14 protein-coding genes are annotated in these 16,238 nt (G+C 47.9%); 6 read left to right on the top strand and 8 right to left on the bottom strand.

Annotated elements, in window-relative coordinates; all coding sequences use genetic code 11:
- Positions 1–88: 88 nt before the first annotated feature.
- Positions 89–3,586, bottom strand: coding sequence for an autotransporter family protein (locus tag ACYSNS_RS06990; RefSeq protein ID WP_461722444.1), 3,498 nt, complete (start codon positions 3,584–3,586; stop codon positions 89–91).
- Positions 3,587–4,113: 527 nt separating this feature from the next.
- Between ACYSNS_RS06990 and ACYSNS_RS06985 the strand changes: the two genes are divergently transcribed.
- Positions 4,114–4,656 (top strand): helix-turn-helix domain-containing protein, encoded by a 543-nt coding sequence (locus ACYSNS_RS06985; protein ID WP_461722443.1) that lies wholly within the window; start codon positions 4,114–4,116, stop codon positions 4,654–4,656.
- Between the two features lie 131 nt (positions 4,657–4,787).
- On the opposite strand, the gene ACYSNS_RS06980 is transcribed toward ACYSNS_RS06985, so the two are convergent.
- Positions 4,788–5,474, bottom strand: a complete 687-nt coding sequence (locus tag ACYSNS_RS06980; protein WP_461722442.1) for a L,D-transpeptidase — start codon at positions 5,472–5,474, stop codon at positions 4,788–4,790.
- Positions 5,475–5,792: 318 nt separating this feature from the next.
- Between ACYSNS_RS06980 and ACYSNS_RS06975 the strand changes: the two genes are divergently transcribed.
- Complete coding sequence (locus ACYSNS_RS06975; protein ID WP_461722441.1) at positions 5,793–6,434, top strand: cysteine peptidase family C39 domain-containing protein; 642 nt, start codon at positions 5,793–5,795, stop codon at positions 6,432–6,434.
- Here the strand turns inward: ACYSNS_RS06975 and tam are convergent.
- From tam to ettA, 3 genes are all read right to left on the bottom strand, one after another.
- Positions 6,415–7,179 carry a trans-aconitate 2-methyltransferase gene (tam, locus tag ACYSNS_RS06970; RefSeq protein WP_461722440.1) on the bottom strand — a complete coding sequence of 255 codons (765 nt, stop codon included), beginning with the start codon at positions 7,177–7,179 and terminating at the stop codon, positions 6,415–6,417. The two genes, ACYSNS_RS06975 and tam, sit on opposite strands and share 20 nt — an antisense overlap.
- Before the next feature lie 18 nt (positions 7,180–7,197).
- Positions 7,198–8,199 carry a HEPN domain-containing protein gene (locus ACYSNS_RS06965; RefSeq protein WP_461722439.1) on the bottom strand — a complete coding sequence of 334 codons (1,002 nt, stop codon included), beginning with the start codon at positions 8,197–8,199 and terminating at the stop codon, positions 7,198–7,200.
- Positions 8,200–8,301: 102 nt separating this feature from the next.
- Positions 8,302–9,951 carry an energy-dependent translational throttle protein EttA gene (gene ettA / locus ACYSNS_RS06960; protein ID WP_461722438.1) on the bottom strand — a complete coding sequence of 550 codons (1,650 nt, stop codon included), beginning with the start codon at positions 9,949–9,951 and terminating at the stop codon, positions 8,302–8,304.
- A gap of 384 nt (positions 9,952–10,335) precedes the next feature.
- On the opposite strand from ettA, the gene ACYSNS_RS06955 reads away from it, so the two are divergent.
- From ACYSNS_RS06955 to ACYSNS_RS06945, 3 genes are all read left to right on the top strand, one after another.
- Positions 10,336–10,878 (top strand): hypothetical protein, encoded by a 543-nt coding sequence (locus tag ACYSNS_RS06955; protein WP_461722437.1) that lies wholly within the window; start codon positions 10,336–10,338, stop codon positions 10,876–10,878.
- A gap of 114 nt (positions 10,879–10,992) precedes the next feature.
- Positions 10,993–11,727, top strand: a complete 735-nt coding sequence (locus ACYSNS_RS06950) for a glycosyltransferase family 2 protein (protein ID WP_461722436.1) — start codon at positions 10,993–10,995, stop codon at positions 11,725–11,727.
- On the top strand, positions 11,720–12,055 hold the full coding sequence (locus ACYSNS_RS06945; protein WP_461722435.1) for a lipid-A-disaccharide synthase N-terminal domain-containing protein: 336 nt from the start codon (positions 11,720–11,722) through the stop codon (positions 12,053–12,055). The genes ACYSNS_RS06950 and ACYSNS_RS06945 overlap by 8 nt, the downstream gene beginning before the upstream one ends.
- 116 nt (positions 12,056–12,171) lie before the next feature.
- Here ACYSNS_RS06945 and ACYSNS_RS06940 read toward each other — a convergent pair whose 3' ends face one another.
- The 3 genes from ACYSNS_RS06940 to ACYSNS_RS06930 form a co-directional block, all read right to left on the bottom strand.
- Positions 12,172–13,644 carry a glycosyltransferase family 39 protein gene (locus tag ACYSNS_RS06940; RefSeq protein WP_461722434.1) on the bottom strand — a complete coding sequence of 491 codons (1,473 nt, stop codon included), beginning with the start codon at positions 13,642–13,644 and terminating at the stop codon, positions 12,172–12,174.
- A gap of 169 nt (positions 13,645–13,813) precedes the next feature.
- Positions 13,814–13,984, bottom strand: coding sequence for a hypothetical protein (locus tag ACYSNS_RS06935; RefSeq protein WP_461722433.1), 171 nt, complete (start codon positions 13,982–13,984; stop codon positions 13,814–13,816).
- Positions 13,985–14,411: 427 nt separating this feature from the next.
- Positions 14,412–14,753, bottom strand: coding sequence for a YdcA family protein (locus tag ACYSNS_RS06930; protein WP_461722432.1), 342 nt, complete (start codon positions 14,751–14,753; stop codon positions 14,412–14,414).
- Between the two features lie 83 nt (positions 14,754–14,836).
- On the opposite strand from ACYSNS_RS06930, the gene ACYSNS_RS06925 reads away from it, so the two are divergent.
- The gene (locus ACYSNS_RS06925) at positions 14,837–15,664 is read left to right on the top strand and encodes a DKNYY domain-containing protein (protein WP_461722431.1); all 828 of its coding nucleotides are present in this window, start codon (positions 14,837–14,839) and stop codon (positions 15,662–15,664) included.
- The last annotated feature ends 574 nt before the right edge of the window (positions 15,665–16,238 follow it).

Below are 16,238 nucleotides of genomic sequence, written 5' to 3'. Positions count from 1 at the left end.
AAATAAACTCTCCAAGTTATTTAAAAAAAACTGGCTGGGCGATGAGCCCAGCCAGCCAGCAGAACAGCTTTAAAGCCGGTCGTTGGGGTCAGAACTTAGCTTTAAATCCGACTGTTCCACTTATCGCGTAGCTATCGCCAAAGTCGTTAAAGCTGCTACGCGCATCCACTTCACTGTAGAGTGAATAGGCATCATTTGCCCAGTTATAGCTGGCACCACCACCGATACCACCCTGGAACTGGTCATTGCGGTGCGATAGGCGCACACCTGCAAGGTTGACATTGGTCGCATCGTCAAGGAACTCATAATAGAGGTTGCCGATTGCGAAGGCTTTCAAACGGCTCGTTTGGCCTTTTTCATCCTGCCATTGTGTTTCACGGTCAAATGACAACCCAACGCGACCAAGCAGGCTATCGCCATCGTCCTTGGAAACACGTGCAGCAAAAGCGTCCGTGAAATCATCGAAATCGATGGAATTCCAAGATAGCTGCGCTTGTGGTGTCATAGTCCATTCGTGATTGAGGGCAAGCTTACGACCTGCTTCCAAGCTTAATGCGTAACCCAAGCCGTCATTGCCAGATACGAGATCCTGATTGGCGGTATCCGAATGGAGGTCCGAATCGAACCAGTTAACCAGAGCCTGCGCATCGACATAGACATCGTTTGCGCCATACCAGGTCAGGTTGCCACCAAAACCATAAGCGTCGGTTTTGATATTACCATCACCGTAACGGGAATTCACATCAGCCTTGCCATGTCCGTATTGGACAAACACACCACCGATAAAGCTTCCCTGTTCGTTTTCAGCCACAGTGAAATCCAGACCGAACTGCGCCTTGAAGATATCAAGATCATAATCCGCATTGGTTGTGCTGCGATCAGGATTGAAGTGGCTTGTTCCACCCTGCACACGCATCCAGAAGCCGCGCCCATCAACGATATCAGACGGCTCTTGGGTTTCCAACGCACCTTTTTTGAAAGGCTGTGGATCCATTGTGCCAACCCAAACGCGATTACCTACACGCTGACGGAGTGTGGAAACGCTGTTAAGCTCACGTAACACTTCTCCATACACTTCATAAAGCGGTGCACCAGCCTGATAGACAGGACGCGGTTTTGGCTTTTGTGGATTGGTCGGATCGGTTGGGTCTGTAGGATCAACAGTCGTACCATCATATACCGAGCGGAGATACCAATCGCCATCCTTTGGATTGGTGACACCGTTCTGATAAAGTGAGTAAGCGTAAGCACCACCGTAAGTCACCTGACGGCCCTGATAGGTTGCATCACCGATGAAATTGAAATTAGCGGTATTCCTGCGTCCATCAATCTGGATCAACTTAATGCCGTCGCCCGTTGTCAATGCACCGAGACCATCACGATTGGCAACCCGCACATTGGTATCACCGCTGGCATTACCAGCAATATGCAAGAAGTCCGTTGGAGAATTGCTATCGCCCAACTTCGTGTTGAACAGAATGGTACCATTATTGCCGACATAATTACCATCGACGGTCAGTGTCACAAAACCATTGCCGCGATTTTCGCCAAAGTTATTTCTGGCAAACTGTATGGTACTGTTGTCCAAAGTAAGATTGGTCACATTGGAATTTCCATCGATTGTCCAAGACGAACCATTGCTCATCTTAACGTTGGAAACGCCGGCCGAGCTATCAAGAATACCACCGTTGAAGATACCTTTTTCAGTGACTGCGCGGCCATAGAGCTTGGTATTGTCAACCGTTAGATCCAATTCGCTTTTACGCTCCAGAACCACTGGAATACCAAACGATGTCGTATGGACATAAAACAGTCCGTTACGTCCGCCGATTTCGGAATCCTTGGCAGTTACAACACCCTTTGTGCCAAATGTGCTATCATCGACATAGATGCCGTAGCCCTTATCGGACGTTACCTTGGAACCCGTCAAATTGACCTTACCACCTGATGCCAAATCGACATCGAGATCACCCACCAATGCCACATCATCATCAAACTCACGCGGAGCAAAATAGATGCCGTTAGCATTGACACCATTTGTCGCAACGGTGGAGTTTGTCAGATTGATCTCGGCACCACCTTGGCCAATCCATTTCCCCACAATTGGCCAATCGCTGGCAAAATCCAGAACATCTCGACCTTTAGCAACCAAACCATGCGCTTCATCGCCCGCTGTGGTTATTGTGACGCCGGTCAAATTAACCTCGGACTGCTCGCCGGAGGCATAAGCACCGTAACCGCGTTTGCCTTCGGTATAGATAGAGCCACCATTGATATTGATAACACCACTATCGAATGCAAATGCGCCATATCCGCGCTCGCCCTTCGTATAGACATCAACGTTTTCACCATTGATGGTTGCCTTCTGATTTTTGATAATAGGCGTATTGATGTTGTTACCATTGGCATATAGGCCGTAACTACGGTAGCCATCGGTAGAAACCGAAACATTCTTCGCATCAATCAGCGGGTTTCCGCCGCTTAATGTGCCGACAGAATAAATACCGCCTATTTCAGCACCTTTCGTTGTAATATCGACGTTCTCGAGACTTATATACGAGTTGGAACCAATGATGCTTCCACCTTCGGCACGCACGGCTGCTGTGGTGCAATTGATACCAAGCGATGAACATCCCAATTCATAGCCATTACCGGTAACATTCAGTGTACCATTTGATAGGTACATTTTACCACCTTGGGTTGCGGTTGCACCACCCATTACATTATCAAGACGTGACCATGTACCGTTGACGTTGATCTCAAAACCATCAATCTTCATTGTCGGCTGTTCGTCAGGATCCAGTCCCGCAACATTACCGAACATGCCCACACCATTGACTTCAACACCTGAACGGAATGCGTTGATTTTGACCTGTTTAAGATCGACTGTTGAACCTGTGGCACCTGGCTTGTTGCCCATCAGACTATCAGCACCCAGCTTGATGCCGGTTTTTACATCATTTGCTGTGAAGCCGGTTCCTGTCACCTTGGAATTGATGCCATAAACATTGAGACCTGTGATGCCGGTAAACTCTTTTGCAAGCCCATGTGCATTGACAACAACATCGTTCATGGCAAGCGTGCCATTATCCCAAACGCGGATACCATTACCATAAGGCAGGTATTTGTTGATTTCGACATGTTCCAACTGTACCTTCGTCGACACCAGGGTAGACGCACCCCAGACACCAACGGAAACACCATTAGGATTAACAACCGAATAGATCTTGGTACGGTCCTGTTCGCTGTTTCCGATCAGCTTGTGCCAACCGCGTTCACCGTCGGGGCCGGGCTTACCGAGCAGCGGGCCATATCCAAGATAAATCTTTGAAAAAGGCAGATTATTTTGGATGGGATCAACAACAGTATTTATACCGCCACCGATAATATCAATGATGCCGCCAACAACCGGCCAGCCATCAGCAGGCTGCCCAAGCGCATGAGCATTGCCGGTAAGAGCCATCATTGCTGCAACAGGCATAACTGCCAATGCTGTTGAACGTTTTAAATTTTGCGCAATTGTGGTTTTACGCTTCAAAAAGGCAGCAAGTTTCCACTGCCCCGTATTGGAAATACGTGGTTTCATTTAACCTCTCCAAGATTTCAACTTAAAAGGCCCCCTTGCGGCGAAACACGCCGTCAACCAATTACGGGCCACACATACGCTGCATTTGCGCAGCTAAAACTTACGCGATAAAGCCATAGTCTCCTTTCGCAAGACAAACGTTTGCACGTCGCACTTGACAGACAACACAACTCATCCATTTAAAGAACGAGAACGTTCTTTACTGGACAATAGGAACAACCTAAGATTGTTAACGATACCAACAGAAGGAGAAGAGCCGGGTCAGAGGTAAAACTTACGCAATGCCAACAGTGCGAAAAATAAACACAAAAACTCCAATCGCACTTTACCCAACCGGACACTTCAAACAACAACCAGTAAAACGGTCGTCGAATTGTCATGTTTAGTATCACCCGCTTCTATGTGCCCAACCACAAGCTCATGGAAACGTATTCCAATCTTTATTTCAACAACGTCGGGAACTCCGACGATGACAGAGGGATTAAATCATCTTCGCATTTTTGTAAAGTGCTTTTGTGGTTTAATGTGTGAATATCTTGGCGCGTCCTGAAACCCAACCCAAAACCCCACTAGCCTGTAGACTTAGACAGGTACGACGAGAAAATGGTGATCCAGATCGAGCTATTTTCGCATCAAAACTCGGTATCGGTAAAAACACAATCGCATTTTATGAGCGCGGCGAAAGGACGCCTGATGCATCGGTATTGGATGCCTATCGTCGCGTATTGGGAATCGATTTGAACTGGCTGGTGAGCGGTGCAACCACAGACAAGGTTGCCAATTATGCCATTGATAATGATGATGATTTTGCGCTAAAGCCGACCTTATCAAAACTGGTCAACATCCTTGGAGGCATTATCCGCGAGATCTATGTCAAGGAACAGCAGGTATTGAAAGTCGACGAATTTCAACGCCATCTTGAAGCCGCTTTGGACGACCTGATGGAGCGCGTTGAAGACTTGACAGATGCTGAAGAGGTCGAGGCTGTGTTTCCACAGATAACGGTCCATTTACGCAAAAAGATTCGGCAAAAAACAGCCAATCCTGCGTTGGAGAATCCTACCACTTAGTTAACAAAGTGTTGCATCATTACATCACTCTATGCCGTTCTACGGGACTTAGAAAAATGAAAATGTCGGTCATCAAAATGAGAAAGGGCGGTTAAAACCGCCCTTTCCTGTTCTTTCTGCATTAGCCAGAATCAACGAACGATAACTTTCGCTCCCGTCTGCACGCGTTCATAAAGATCGATAACATCTTTATTCAGCATACGGATACACCCTGCCGACACATTCTTGCCGATGCTGGAAGGCTGCGTGGTACCGTGGATGCGATAATAAGTGTCAATATTATTCTGGAACAGATAAAGCGCTCTTGCACCAAGTGGGTTGGTTAAACCACCGGGAACGCCATCTGCGAAACGTTTATACCGTCCCGGATTACGTTCAACCATTTCGGGGGTCGGTGTCCATTTTGGCCACTTACGCTTAAATTGCAGATTTGCAACACCCTGAAAGCCAAGACCGGCCGCACCCACACCAACGCCGTAACGAATGGCCTTGCCATTTCCTGTCACCAGATAGAGATAGTTGTTCTGCGGCTCCACAATGATTGTACCGGGTGCCTCGACAGAGGGGTAAGACACAATAGTGCGCTGGAATTGCTCGGGGATTTTTACCGTGACCGGCGGAATCTTAAATGGCTCGTCGGCAGACTGCTCATAACGCTCTTCCAATGGTTTTGTACCGAGCAAAGTTGACTTGACCACCTTGGCCGTTGGCGACGTCGTGTTGGTATTGCTTGCGGTCGTCGTGCAACCTGCCAAAGTCAATCCCAAAAGGCCTATTGCTGTCGACACCCCTAAATTTTTCCGCAAAGAACTTTTCATCACCATCTATAACCTTTTTGATTCCGCTGCGATAACACCACATCATTCTGTCTTTATGTAAACGTGGTTAATAGATGGTGAACACAATGAAAAGATGTGCTGACGCAGTAAAAATGCTTTTTCGGCGGGTTTGCGCGGTCTGCCATGCTTTTCGGAGTGAATTATCACAAATATATCACATCAAAAGTGCTGTTCTGACGCTTCCAGCCAAACTTTCAGTACATTGTATAGGCATAGCGATAATATCGACTCACCTATGAAAGACGCGCAATAATGTCTCTTTCCATGCATCCCCCGAAACGGAAAAGCCGGATAGAAATGTGGCTGAAGATGTTAACGGGCCTGATTTTTGTTTTAGTGGTTTTGGCGCTCTGCTGGACGTTTTACAACGCACGCGGCCGTCTTCCTGCCCTTTCATGGGGCGGGGAGCATTTGAACATACAACTCACGGATAAGTATGATTATCAGCAGCGAGACCCTCGTTGGAAAGATGAGCATTTAGGTGACATCGCTTCGGCTGGTAGTTTGGGTGAGGTCGGTTGCGCTATTTCAAGTATCGCTGTTGCACTGAGTAATCTGGGGATTGAGATCGACCCGTCCATGCTCAATAAAAAGCTGGTAGCCGAAAATGGTTTTACACCGCGTGGCTGGTTAATTTGGAGCGCAGTGGAAAAGGCCACCGATGGAAAAGCTGTTGCAGAAGCTTTTTCGCAGCCCAGCCGCAAACAGGTCGACGCTTGTCTCTCTGAGGGTCGCTATCCCATCGTGAAATATCTGATTGGCGGTGTTGTGCAGCATTGGGTTACCGTCGTTGGAAAGAAAGATAACACGTACCTCATCCGCGACCCGCTGATACAAGCGGCGCAACCAGAGGCTTTACACCACCATACGCCGTTTATCTTATCCGTTCGATGCATAGGCCTGTCATCACCGACAGATGTTACTTCACCAACACCATAAAGAGACGAGGAAAACGCAGCAGAACCTTTCCATCCATCTGCTGAGGATAAGCGCGTTCAATCTGTTCCAGATAAAGGGATAGATAAGTTTCGCGTTCCTCTTGATCGAGTGGATCCAGAAACGGGCGCAAGCCTGTGCCCTTTACCCACTCGACGATAGCGCTATGGTTGGCCATGGTGTGGTTATAAATGCTGTGCCAAAGATCGATATGCCGCGCAAAAGGGGCAAATGCATCATAATAGACGGAAACATCGGGCAGTTTGTTGCGCGCGGCATGGCCAATGCGTGCCTGCCAACGCGGGTCTTGCGCCACCTCGATCATAGCGCGGTGGCTCGGCTCCATAAGATTGTCCGGCATTTGTACCGCTAGAACGGCACCTTGTTTCATTTCAGCCAACAAACGCTGCAATTCCTCAATATGCTTCGGTATCCATTGGAAAACAGCGTTGGAAAAGAGGATATCACAATCGGACGGAGGCGACCAACATTCAATATTGGTGACATCAAATTCAAGATCGGGCAAGCGTTCCTTGGCTTTTTCGATCATATTTGGTGAGCTGTCAAAACCGCTGATCTGCGCGTGCGGCCAATGTTGCAAGAGAACTTCCGTGGAATTGCCCGGCCCGCAACCAATATCGACAATCTTGGCAGGTTCTTGTAACGGAATAGCATTGGCAAGGTCGCGCACCGGGCGCGTGCGTTCATCCTCGAATTTCAAATACTGTTTGGCTGACCAATCCTGCATGTCTTCCTCCCATTACAGCTATTCGTTCGACTGCTTTTTCCGCTTTTTACGGCTCTTGCTCTTGTTTTTCGTGTAGACTGAAAATTCTCTTGTTTCCAGCGTTTCCTCGCATGCCGCTTTGACCAGGTCTTGCAGCATCTCAATGCGCTCAAACAGCCAATTGAGATCATAAGCGTCAATTTTATACTGCGCGGAATAGCGTGCTTCGACATAGGCACGCTTTAATTTCTGGAATTTGCGGCGGGGTGAGCGCCCATCGCGCGGCCACGCTAAAATTAATTCCGGCGCCACCGTTTCCGCCAATGAGCGGAGCTGTTCGATATTATGTATCTTCGGGCTGTACAAAGTACGGGTCAACAAAAGGCAAACATAGATCTTTTCTGTCGCTTGATGGGCTTGAAACGCTGCCCAACGCATATCATAGCCCATTTCACCTTTTGATTCACTTAATGAAAATTTGGCCGCTTTTAAAATGGTTAGCGAATAACCAAACAAATCGTCATAGTTCTTCTGTGCTTCAGCAAACTTTACGTCGTCAGGCATTTTTCCCGGTTTGACGAAAGGCTCGGACTCGCTTTCATAGAGCATAATGCCGTCATGCAAAATATCCAGAAAAAACGGACGGCCAACAGCGAGCTGCTCATTGACGTAATTTTGGCTGTGAACGATCAATTGTGTCGGGGTTTTCAAGCGCTCTTGGGCTATCCATTCAGCCGTGAGATGCTCTTCCGCCTTTTCCCAGAAGGAAAAATCCTCAAACTTCTCTTCATTGACCAATATCAGCAGGTCATAATCTGAATAGTAACCGCCAACGGGGTCTTCCACCCAATCCCCACGGGCATAGGAGCCAAATAGTACAACCTTGACAATACGGCCATGATTGAGCTTTTTTGAATGTGTAAAACTGGTTTTCTTGGCGAATTCCTTGAACACGGTTTGCAGCACAAACGCCAGCTCATCACGCTTCGTCTGCGGCAAGTGCTGCAACTTTTCATGCCATTCTGGAATGTTTAAATCCATAAGAACCTCTTTGGTTTCGACGGCATTCCTTCTGCAGCACCAAGCATCAACAATGAGTGGAGCCTTGTCAACGGCACCACTCAACCATGTTGCAGATCTTTTTTAGCGGGTCAACCGCTTGTAGGTCACGCGTTTTGGATTGATGGATTCTGGCCCCAAACGACGCACCTTGTCGGCTTCATATTCTTCAAAGTTGCCTTCAAACCATTCAACATGACTATCGCCTTCAAAAGCCAACATGTGGGTGGCCAAACGGTCGAGGAACATACGATCATGGCTGATGACCACCGCACAACCGGCAAAGTTTTCAAGCGCATCTTCCAATGCAGCCAATGTTTCCGTGTCCAAATCATTAGTCGGCTCGTCGAGAAGCAGCACGTTGCCGCCTTCTTTCAACAGCTTGGCCAAGTGCACGCGGTTACGCTGACCACCGGAAAGATTGCCAACCTTTTGCTGCTGGTCGCCACCTTTGAAATTAAAAGCGCCGCAATAGGCACGGCTGTTCATTTCATACTTGCCCAGTTTAATAATGTCATTACCACCGGAAATTTCTTCCCAAACGGTTTTGCTGCCATCCAAGGCATCGCGGCTCTGATCAACATAGCTCATCTCAACGGTATCGCCGATACGGACAGAGCCGCTATCTGGCTGTTCCTGACCGGTCAACATTTTAAACAGGGTCGATTTACCGGCACCGTTGGGGCCGATGACACCAACAATACCGCCGGCCGGCAATTTGAACGACAGGTTTTCAATCAGAACGCGATCGCCATAGCCCTTGGTGAGGTTTTCAACCTCAATAACCACCTGCCCCAGTCGTTCACCAACCGGTATGATAATCTGCGCCTCGCCGGGACGACGCTTGTCCGCAGCTTCCACCAATTCATCATAGGCTTTAATACGGGCTTTGGATTTTGTCTGACGGGCCTTGGGGCTGGAAGCCATCCACTCCTGCTCGCGGGTAAGTGCCTTTTGGCGGGCTTCTTCCTCGCGCCCTTCCTGCGCCATGCGCTTGGCTTTGGCCTGCAAATAGGCCGAATAATTGCCTTCGTATGGAATGCCATGACCACGGTCGAGTTCCAAAATCCAGCCGGTGACGTGATCAAGGAAATAGCGATCGTGGGTGATGATCATCACTGCACCAGGATATTCGCGCAGATGTTTTTCAAGCCAAGCTGTCGTTTCGGCGTCCAAATGGTTTGTCGGTTCGTCAAGCAACAGCAAATCGGGCTTGGAAAGCAATAGTTTACAAAGAGCAACGCGACGCTTTTCACCGCCGGAAAGCTTTGAAACATCGCTATCAGCCGGAGGGCAACGGAGCGCGTCCATGGCCATTTCCACCTGACTTTCCAAATCCCAAAGGTTCTGGCTGTCAATGATGTCCTGAAGCTTGGCACCTTCATCCGCTGTCTCGTCGGAATAGTTCATCATCAATTCATTATAGCGATCCAGAATAGCCTGCTTTGCAGCCACTCCTTCCATGACGTTGCCACGCACGTCCTTGGTTTCATCCAATTGCGGTTCCTGCGGCAGATATCCGCACGTTGCGCCTTCTGCCAGCCAAGCCTCGCCGGTATATTCCTTGTCCAGGCCCGCCATAATGCGCAATACGGTCGATTTACCAGCGCCGTTAGGGCCCAAAATACCAATCTTGGCATCCGGATAAAAAGACAAATGGATGTTTTCCAAAATCTTCTTATTGCCATAAGCTTTGTTAAGACCTGCCATATGATAGATGAATTGCCGCGCCATAAAACTTCTTCCATTGTTCAAAATCCGCCGCATGATAGCACGGATAACTTATTATTCCGCCTATTTAGACCAAAGCCGTGCTACGGGCAATGTTTTGCAAAGATAAATACATCATGAAATTGAATATTTCCCGAAAGCATTAAAGCCGGGTGCGGATATTTCCGTCACCCGGCTTCCCCTCTGGGTTTACGAAGGCATAAATATGCTTCCGCTTCCAAACTGCAGGAGAGCTGGTTGTTGTAATTGATTGTTTCCTTGCTCTCGTTAAACGTGATAATGCTGGATTTTATCCGCCTTCGCAAGTGCAAATGCGCAAAAAACATACAGTGATTAAACTTTAATCAAATGACACAAAAAACAAACAGAATATCTGGCGATAGTGCCTTGAGAAATGCAGTTTCTCTGGATTTGAGTGGCGCTTTGGCTATGCCACTGCAATTCGACAACTCGCCGTTATATCTGCCTGATAACTTGCGCCGGAAACCGGCAGCCTTACAAAGCATGGACAGTGCCTTTTTTCGTCTTTCACCGCGGGCAACGGCCAACGGTAATACCGGGCAGTGCATATCCGCGCTGTATGCACCCGCACCGCTTGGCTTATGGGCAATTGCCGCACTAGCGTGTGGTCAGACAAGTTTTAAGCGCATTATCTTGGACCAGCCCCGCTATTATGGCTCATTCGGCATCATGTGGCTGCGATTGAGGTTGAAGAATGAGCGTCGGCTGATGGGGTCTGACGTGATGAGCCCGATGATGATGCGGACATTGCGTCGAAGCATGGTGGTTGCCGATTACTTCCCTTTGACCATCGGTGATTGGTTAAACCTTACAAAACAAACACGAAGCGATATACAAAAAGTGCAAAACGCTTGTTTCTGGATGGATGAGCACACAACGCCTGCTGAAATAACGCGCTTCATCGGTTGAAGACAGGTACGACTTGACCTTATCGGTCAGTGTAAATATCGCCTTAAAGCATGGACAGTGCATCATTTGAATGCTATGCAGCAGCCAATTTTCCATAAGGTAATGATAACATCCATGAAGCTATCCGTCGTCATTCCATGCCGCAACGAAGCTGACAATCTCGCCTTTCTGCTTGATGAAGTTGATGCCGCAATGGCGGGCCGCAACTATGAGGTTCTGGTTGTTGATGATGGGTCTACCGACAACACACCCAAGGTTCTGCAAGAGCGTATGAGCGCTGGCAAACCTTTGCGCCACATTCGCCATGACCGCTCAGCCGGACAAAGTGCTGCTGTACGCTCCGGTGTATTTGCGGCCGACGGAAAAATTGTTATTACGATTGACGGTGACGGTCAGAACAATCCGGCCTATCTGCCAAAATTGGCGGACGCGCTTATAGCTGCGGGACCGAATTTTGGTATTGCCGCTGGTCAGCGTCTTAAACGCACCGATACGAAGCTGAAACAATTTTCTTCGAAAATGGCCAATAAACTGCGTCAATCGATTCTCAAGGATGACACACGCGATTCCGGCTGCGGTTTGAAAGCCATTCACACCGATTTATTTCGCCAATTGCCATTTTTTGATGGTTGGCACCGCTATTTGCCAGCTTTGGTGCTGCGCGAAGGTTTGAAAACCACCCATTTAGATGTCGTAGATCGTGAACGCGTTCACGGAAAGTCCAACTATGGTATTCTAGACCGTGGAATGCGCGGCATTCTTGATCTTTATGGCGTGTGGTGGCTTCGCCGCCGTCGTAAGGTTGTGCCCAAAGCCACTGAGGTAAAGGCGGAAGCAAAGAATGGCTGAGTTTTTCTCACATATAGGGCAATGGCTGCATGATGTTTTTGTAGCCCAATGGGATGCTTGGATTGTGCTGGGCTTCATAGCACAGGCCTTGTTCATGATGCGCTTTGTGGTGCAGTGGCTTGCATCTGAAAAAGCAAAAAAAAGCGTCATGCCGGTAGCATTCTGGTTTTTTTCCCTTGGCGGGGGAGCATTGTTGCTGGTCTATGCCATCCGGCAGAAAGATCCCGTATTCATCGCCGGTCAAGGCTTTGGACTGATCGTTTATCTTCGCAATTTATGGCTTATCTACCGAGAAAAGAAAAATCACACCGACAATTCAAAGTCGTAAACTCTCAGCCGTTTAGAGCGATTGCCGATTGATGTGAATCATCAATCGGATAAGATACCGCGACAAATCAAATGCTTGAGACGCGCTGGCCGGATAGCATCAGGTCGAAAAGCGCTCTAAGGCAGGTAAAGAGTATAAATCCGCCTTTTCGCGTCGGTATCTCCCTTGAATCCAATATCGAAGTGAGCGATCTGTCCATCCGTGTCAAAACCTGCTGCACTCAATATTCTCGACAGATCATCAGGGAGCTTTTCATCGCCTGTCCACATCACCATCAGGGGCTTTTGAAGCCTTTCGCTTGCCATTGGCGTATCAGCATGAAGCGTTTTCAAAGATGGATCGCGCAGACGCAAATTTCCAGGCAGTTGCGGACGGCGCGACAAGATCATCTCGAACGGACCTTGCTGACGCAAGGCATTTTCCAACGATGCGTAGTCTAACAATTGTTCAGGCGGATCCGCACGATTGAACGTTGTAGCGATGTTGATATAGAGCGCAAACGGCACAATCAATCCGGCACACGCCCCGACCACACCATAGGCGCGGACATATTTTTGCGACCACGGAAGACGCGCCAGAGCAAGTGTGAAATAAGCAGGCGCTAAAAACAATAACGGTTGCAGCCATCTATCTTTCACATTGGTAATACCGAGCACGACGACCAGAAGAGCAATCAGGCAAATACCAAAAAGCAAAATACGAGAAAGAAAACGGACAGCAAGATCATCTTGCTGCATGGCATTTTCCAGCGTGTTTTTCTTGGCTAGCGCGCGCGCGCCAAAAAACAGCAAGATGACAAGCAGTGCCAAAGAACAAAAGCTCAAAGCAGCCATGGCAAAATCGGTAAGGCCAGAAACCCTATCGAACAGGAAGTGACCGGATTTGCCGACGGCAAGTTTATTGGCACGCTCGGTAACACCGGCCGGGTGCATAAGCATGAAAAACAGCGCGGGAAACATCGCTGCGACAGCGGTCAAAAGAGCAACCGGAAAAGTGCGGGTTGCAAGGCATGGTCTTATAGGGGCGGTTAAAAGAGCCCCCCCGACAAGCGCCAGTAAAAACAGTCCTCCATTATATTTTCCCAATATCGCCGCTGCACAAGCAAGCCCCAGCAAAATTGCCCGCAACCATGTTTGCCTACGGGAAAAGAGGGCGAATGCCGCAAATGTCCATGCCGAACCGGCCGTCCCCATGATGGAGTGGGTCAATGCCCTTTGTGACTCCCAGCCGATTTGCGGAAGTAAAAACATGGCCAGCATAGCCGCAGCTGCCACGGTAGGCTTGACATTTAAACAACGAAGGCCCGCATAGACCGCAAGGAATGTGCTGGCCAGAACGCTGAATTTCAGAAATTGATAGAGCGCCAGATGCACACCAAAAATCTGGGTAAGGCCATAGGCAAACCACGTATATAATGGCGGCTGGGAACCGCCATATCCCCAATTCCAAAAGCTGATATTGGAAATGAGTTCCGCGTCATCCAACCCCGCACCGCCAGAGATGTATGTTACAAAAACCGCTTCAAATGCAAAATATAGCAGAATGAAACAAATGGCCGCGTTGCCATAGCGCGATTGGTTTTCTGTCATTTGAGTGCCCTTGCTAGATTCCTTGCACTTTGCGATACACCATTGCACCAGCCAAAACTATGATTATTTGGCCGAAGCTTGCAGCAGATACGATCGAAAACGTCGCATCAAGCCTTAAGCAGTGGTTAAGTGCGGTCAGAAGCAACCTAGCTATACGATCCTCAAACTTCTAGACAAAGCCAATATAATGCAGAGCATACTCTGCCGTTTTATCTTTCTGCATAGCATTGGTTTCGAAGGTCACTGTTGTTGATTGAAGCGCAACTGCCTTGGCCCTTTTTTGCATAGCAATAATTGCGCTGATCGCTGTCAGAAATTGACGCACAACTGCCTTGCTCATGCTCAGCGTAGCATTGATTTCTTAGGTCGCTGGCGCTGATTGATGCACAACTGCCTTGCCCTTTTTTGGCATAGCAATAATTGCGCTGATCGCTATCGGAAATTGACGCGCAACTTCCTTGGTCATGCTCGGCATAGCATTGGTTTCTCAGGTCACTATCGTTGATTGAAGCACAACTGCCCTGCCCCTTTTTTGCATAACAATAATTGCGCTGATCGCTGTCAGAGATTGACGCGCAACTTTGGCTGTATGCTGCAGTCACCTGAAAGCCGCCCAGCATACACACGACGAAAGCCAGCATTGCTTTTTTCATGAAACTTATCCTTCTACCTTGATCCAATGGATAAGATAAAAACGCCGGATGAACCGGCTATGAACGAGACAAAAAAGCCATACAACTGTGGTTGCGCATTGTAATGAACAGTTATCAATTGCGTCGCAAATAGCTTTTTTGTCCGCCATCGGTATAACAAAATTGCCCACCGCGCGGCCCCGTGCAATAGCGGCCTGAACGGCAGGAACAATCGCCTGATACGGAAGGCGCCATGTCTGGCGTTGTTGCTCCACCGCCCATGAAATTGGAAGCACCACCGCCCATTACCACAGAACAATTTTTTCGCGACGCGCTGATAGAACCATCATTGCAAACGAAAGTCGCACCTTGGCAGTGGGAAATGCCGCCCTTGCGCCCTGAACAGGGCGTGTTGGCAGCCGCACCGAGCGGCAATGCAAAAGAAAAAATGATGAATATTATAAAGAACTGTTTCATAATGCCCCCGCATTTACGACGGTGCGAAACCTATCCGGCTTCATTCGCATCTTCATACGATATACGTTGCTGGGTAAAGAGAAATGATAGAAATCAGCTTAGATAAACCACATAAAAATAGCTCACGGACTGGAAGTGTAGTTGTCCGAGATTCCATCATTATAATTTCTCTTGCCTCAAGCTTTATGTTTTTTTTGGTCGGTTGTTTCCAGCCATCAAAAGATGATTATTATACTAAGCGTGACAACGACATTTATTACCACAATCACAAGGTTGAAAACATTGATACTGACAGTGCAACCATTGTAGCCAGGTTACTTTTAAAGGACAAAGATCACGTCTGGTTTAAAGGCAAAAAGATCGCTTTTCTTGATCCTCAAACAATCCACGTTTTAGAATCAAATGCCAACGGTGCAGGTACAGTCTACGCTGACAATCAAGGTATTTATCAAATAGGTTTTTTAGGTAAAATCAAGAAAACCGGGTCCTATGACAAGGCCACATTTCAGATGGTTGGAGAATACTTCAAAGACAAGGATTACCTTTATCAGTATGACCTATACGGCCATCCACGGCTGCAAAAAATTAAATTACCCCCAGAACTCGACCTTGCCAGTTTTCGTGCTTTGACGGCTATTTGGTATACTGACCATTCTCACGTTTACTATAGTAGTTATACTTCGGGGCCTCAATTGGCCAATATGATTGACCGAAACAGCGTCACACGCATCAATGAATTGTTCATCAAAGATAAGAACTATGTTTATTCACGCATGAGCGATCCCGATCATGGATATAAGAACCTCTATTTTCCCATGGCAAGGAAGGACGTTGATATTCATAGTGTTTATGATTTAGGAAACGGCGAAATAGCTGATAAATACCGTATATATCGTTTTGAACGTGATTGATATTTTTCAACTGTTATAACTGCTGGAAATCCAGAGACTTAGGATTATAAAAGCATACGAAAACGCAATATGAATCGTACACTATAAAACGGCGAACCTAGGCAACTGGTCTTTTCCGTGCTGTAAACCTTGATGTCATGTGTCGGAACAAGATAACACTGTTTGAAAAAGGACAGTCTTATAAAAACTGTTCAATTATTTCCCGTGACAATTTGTTTTTCTTGCCTATAATCATCAATTGAAGTGGCAAGAGACCAGTGCATCCCCACTTTATCGTGTCGTAACGATCGCATCGTGCTGGAGAAGAGAACCCTGCAGCCTGTGTGGGGAAGCCAGCATTATGAAACTGGTTTTCCCGTAACAGATTGTGATGGAACTCGCCAGCTTCCCGACTCTTTCCTATTCGGTCGGGGAGCATGGTGTTATAAAAATATGTGCTTACCGCTGAATAAGCGGGGCGACGGTGGAAGCTGCATGGGCGCGAATGGCCTGTGTATGTGAAAAGCCTAAGTTGGCACACAAGGCACCATGACTGGAAGCGATGCGACAGTTACGAACTTTCCCGATAGACTCC

Source organism: Bartonella sp. LJL80 (assembly GCF_054871565.1).
Note: the sequence above shows the minus strand (reverse complement) of the source record. Positions and strands in the feature narration are given on the sequence as shown.

Bases quoted from the DNA above. Each gene is read 5' to 3' on its own strand.
- ettA (WP_461722438.1), bottom strand. From the start codon at position 9,951: ATGGCGCGGCAATTCATCTATCATATGGCAGGTCTTAACAAAGCTTAT.
- ACYSNS_RS06965 (WP_461722439.1), bottom strand. From the start codon at position 8,199: ATGGATTTAAACATTCCAGAATGGCATGAAAAGTTGCAGCACTTGCCG.
- ACYSNS_RS06925 (WP_461722431.1), top strand. From the start codon at position 14,837: ATGATAGAAATCAGCTTAGATAAACCACATAAAAATAGCTCACGGACT.
- ACYSNS_RS06940 (WP_461722434.1), bottom strand. From the start codon at position 13,644: ATGACAGAAAACCAATCGCGCTATGGCAACGCGGCCATTTGTTTCATT.
- ACYSNS_RS06950 (WP_461722436.1), top strand. From the start codon at position 10,993: ATGAAGCTATCCGTCGTCATTCCATGCCGCAACGAAGCTGACAATCTC.
- tam (WP_461722440.1), bottom strand. From the start codon at position 7,179: ATGCAGGATTGGTCAGCCAAACAGTATTTGAAATTCGAGGATGAACGC.
- ACYSNS_RS06930 (WP_461722432.1), bottom strand. From the start codon at position 14,753: ATGAAACAGTTCTTTATAATATTCATCATTTTTTCTTTTGCATTGCCG.
- ACYSNS_RS06980 (WP_461722442.1), bottom strand. From the start codon at position 5,474: ATGAAAAGTTCTTTGCGGAAAAATTTAGGGGTGTCGACAGCAATAGGC.
- ACYSNS_RS06945 (WP_461722435.1), top strand. From the start codon at position 11,720: ATGGCTGAGTTTTTCTCACATATAGGGCAATGGCTGCATGATGTTTTT.
- ACYSNS_RS06975 (WP_461722441.1), top strand. From the start codon at position 5,793: ATGTGGCTGAAGATGTTAACGGGCCTGATTTTTGTTTTAGTGGTTTTG.
- ACYSNS_RS06990 (WP_461722444.1), bottom strand. From the start codon at position 3,586: ATGAAACCACGTATTTCCAATACGGGGCAGTGGAAACTTGCTGCCTTT.
- ACYSNS_RS06935 (WP_461722433.1), bottom strand. From the start codon at position 13,984: ATGAGCAAGGCAGTTGTGCGTCAATTTCTGACAGCGATCAGCGCAATT.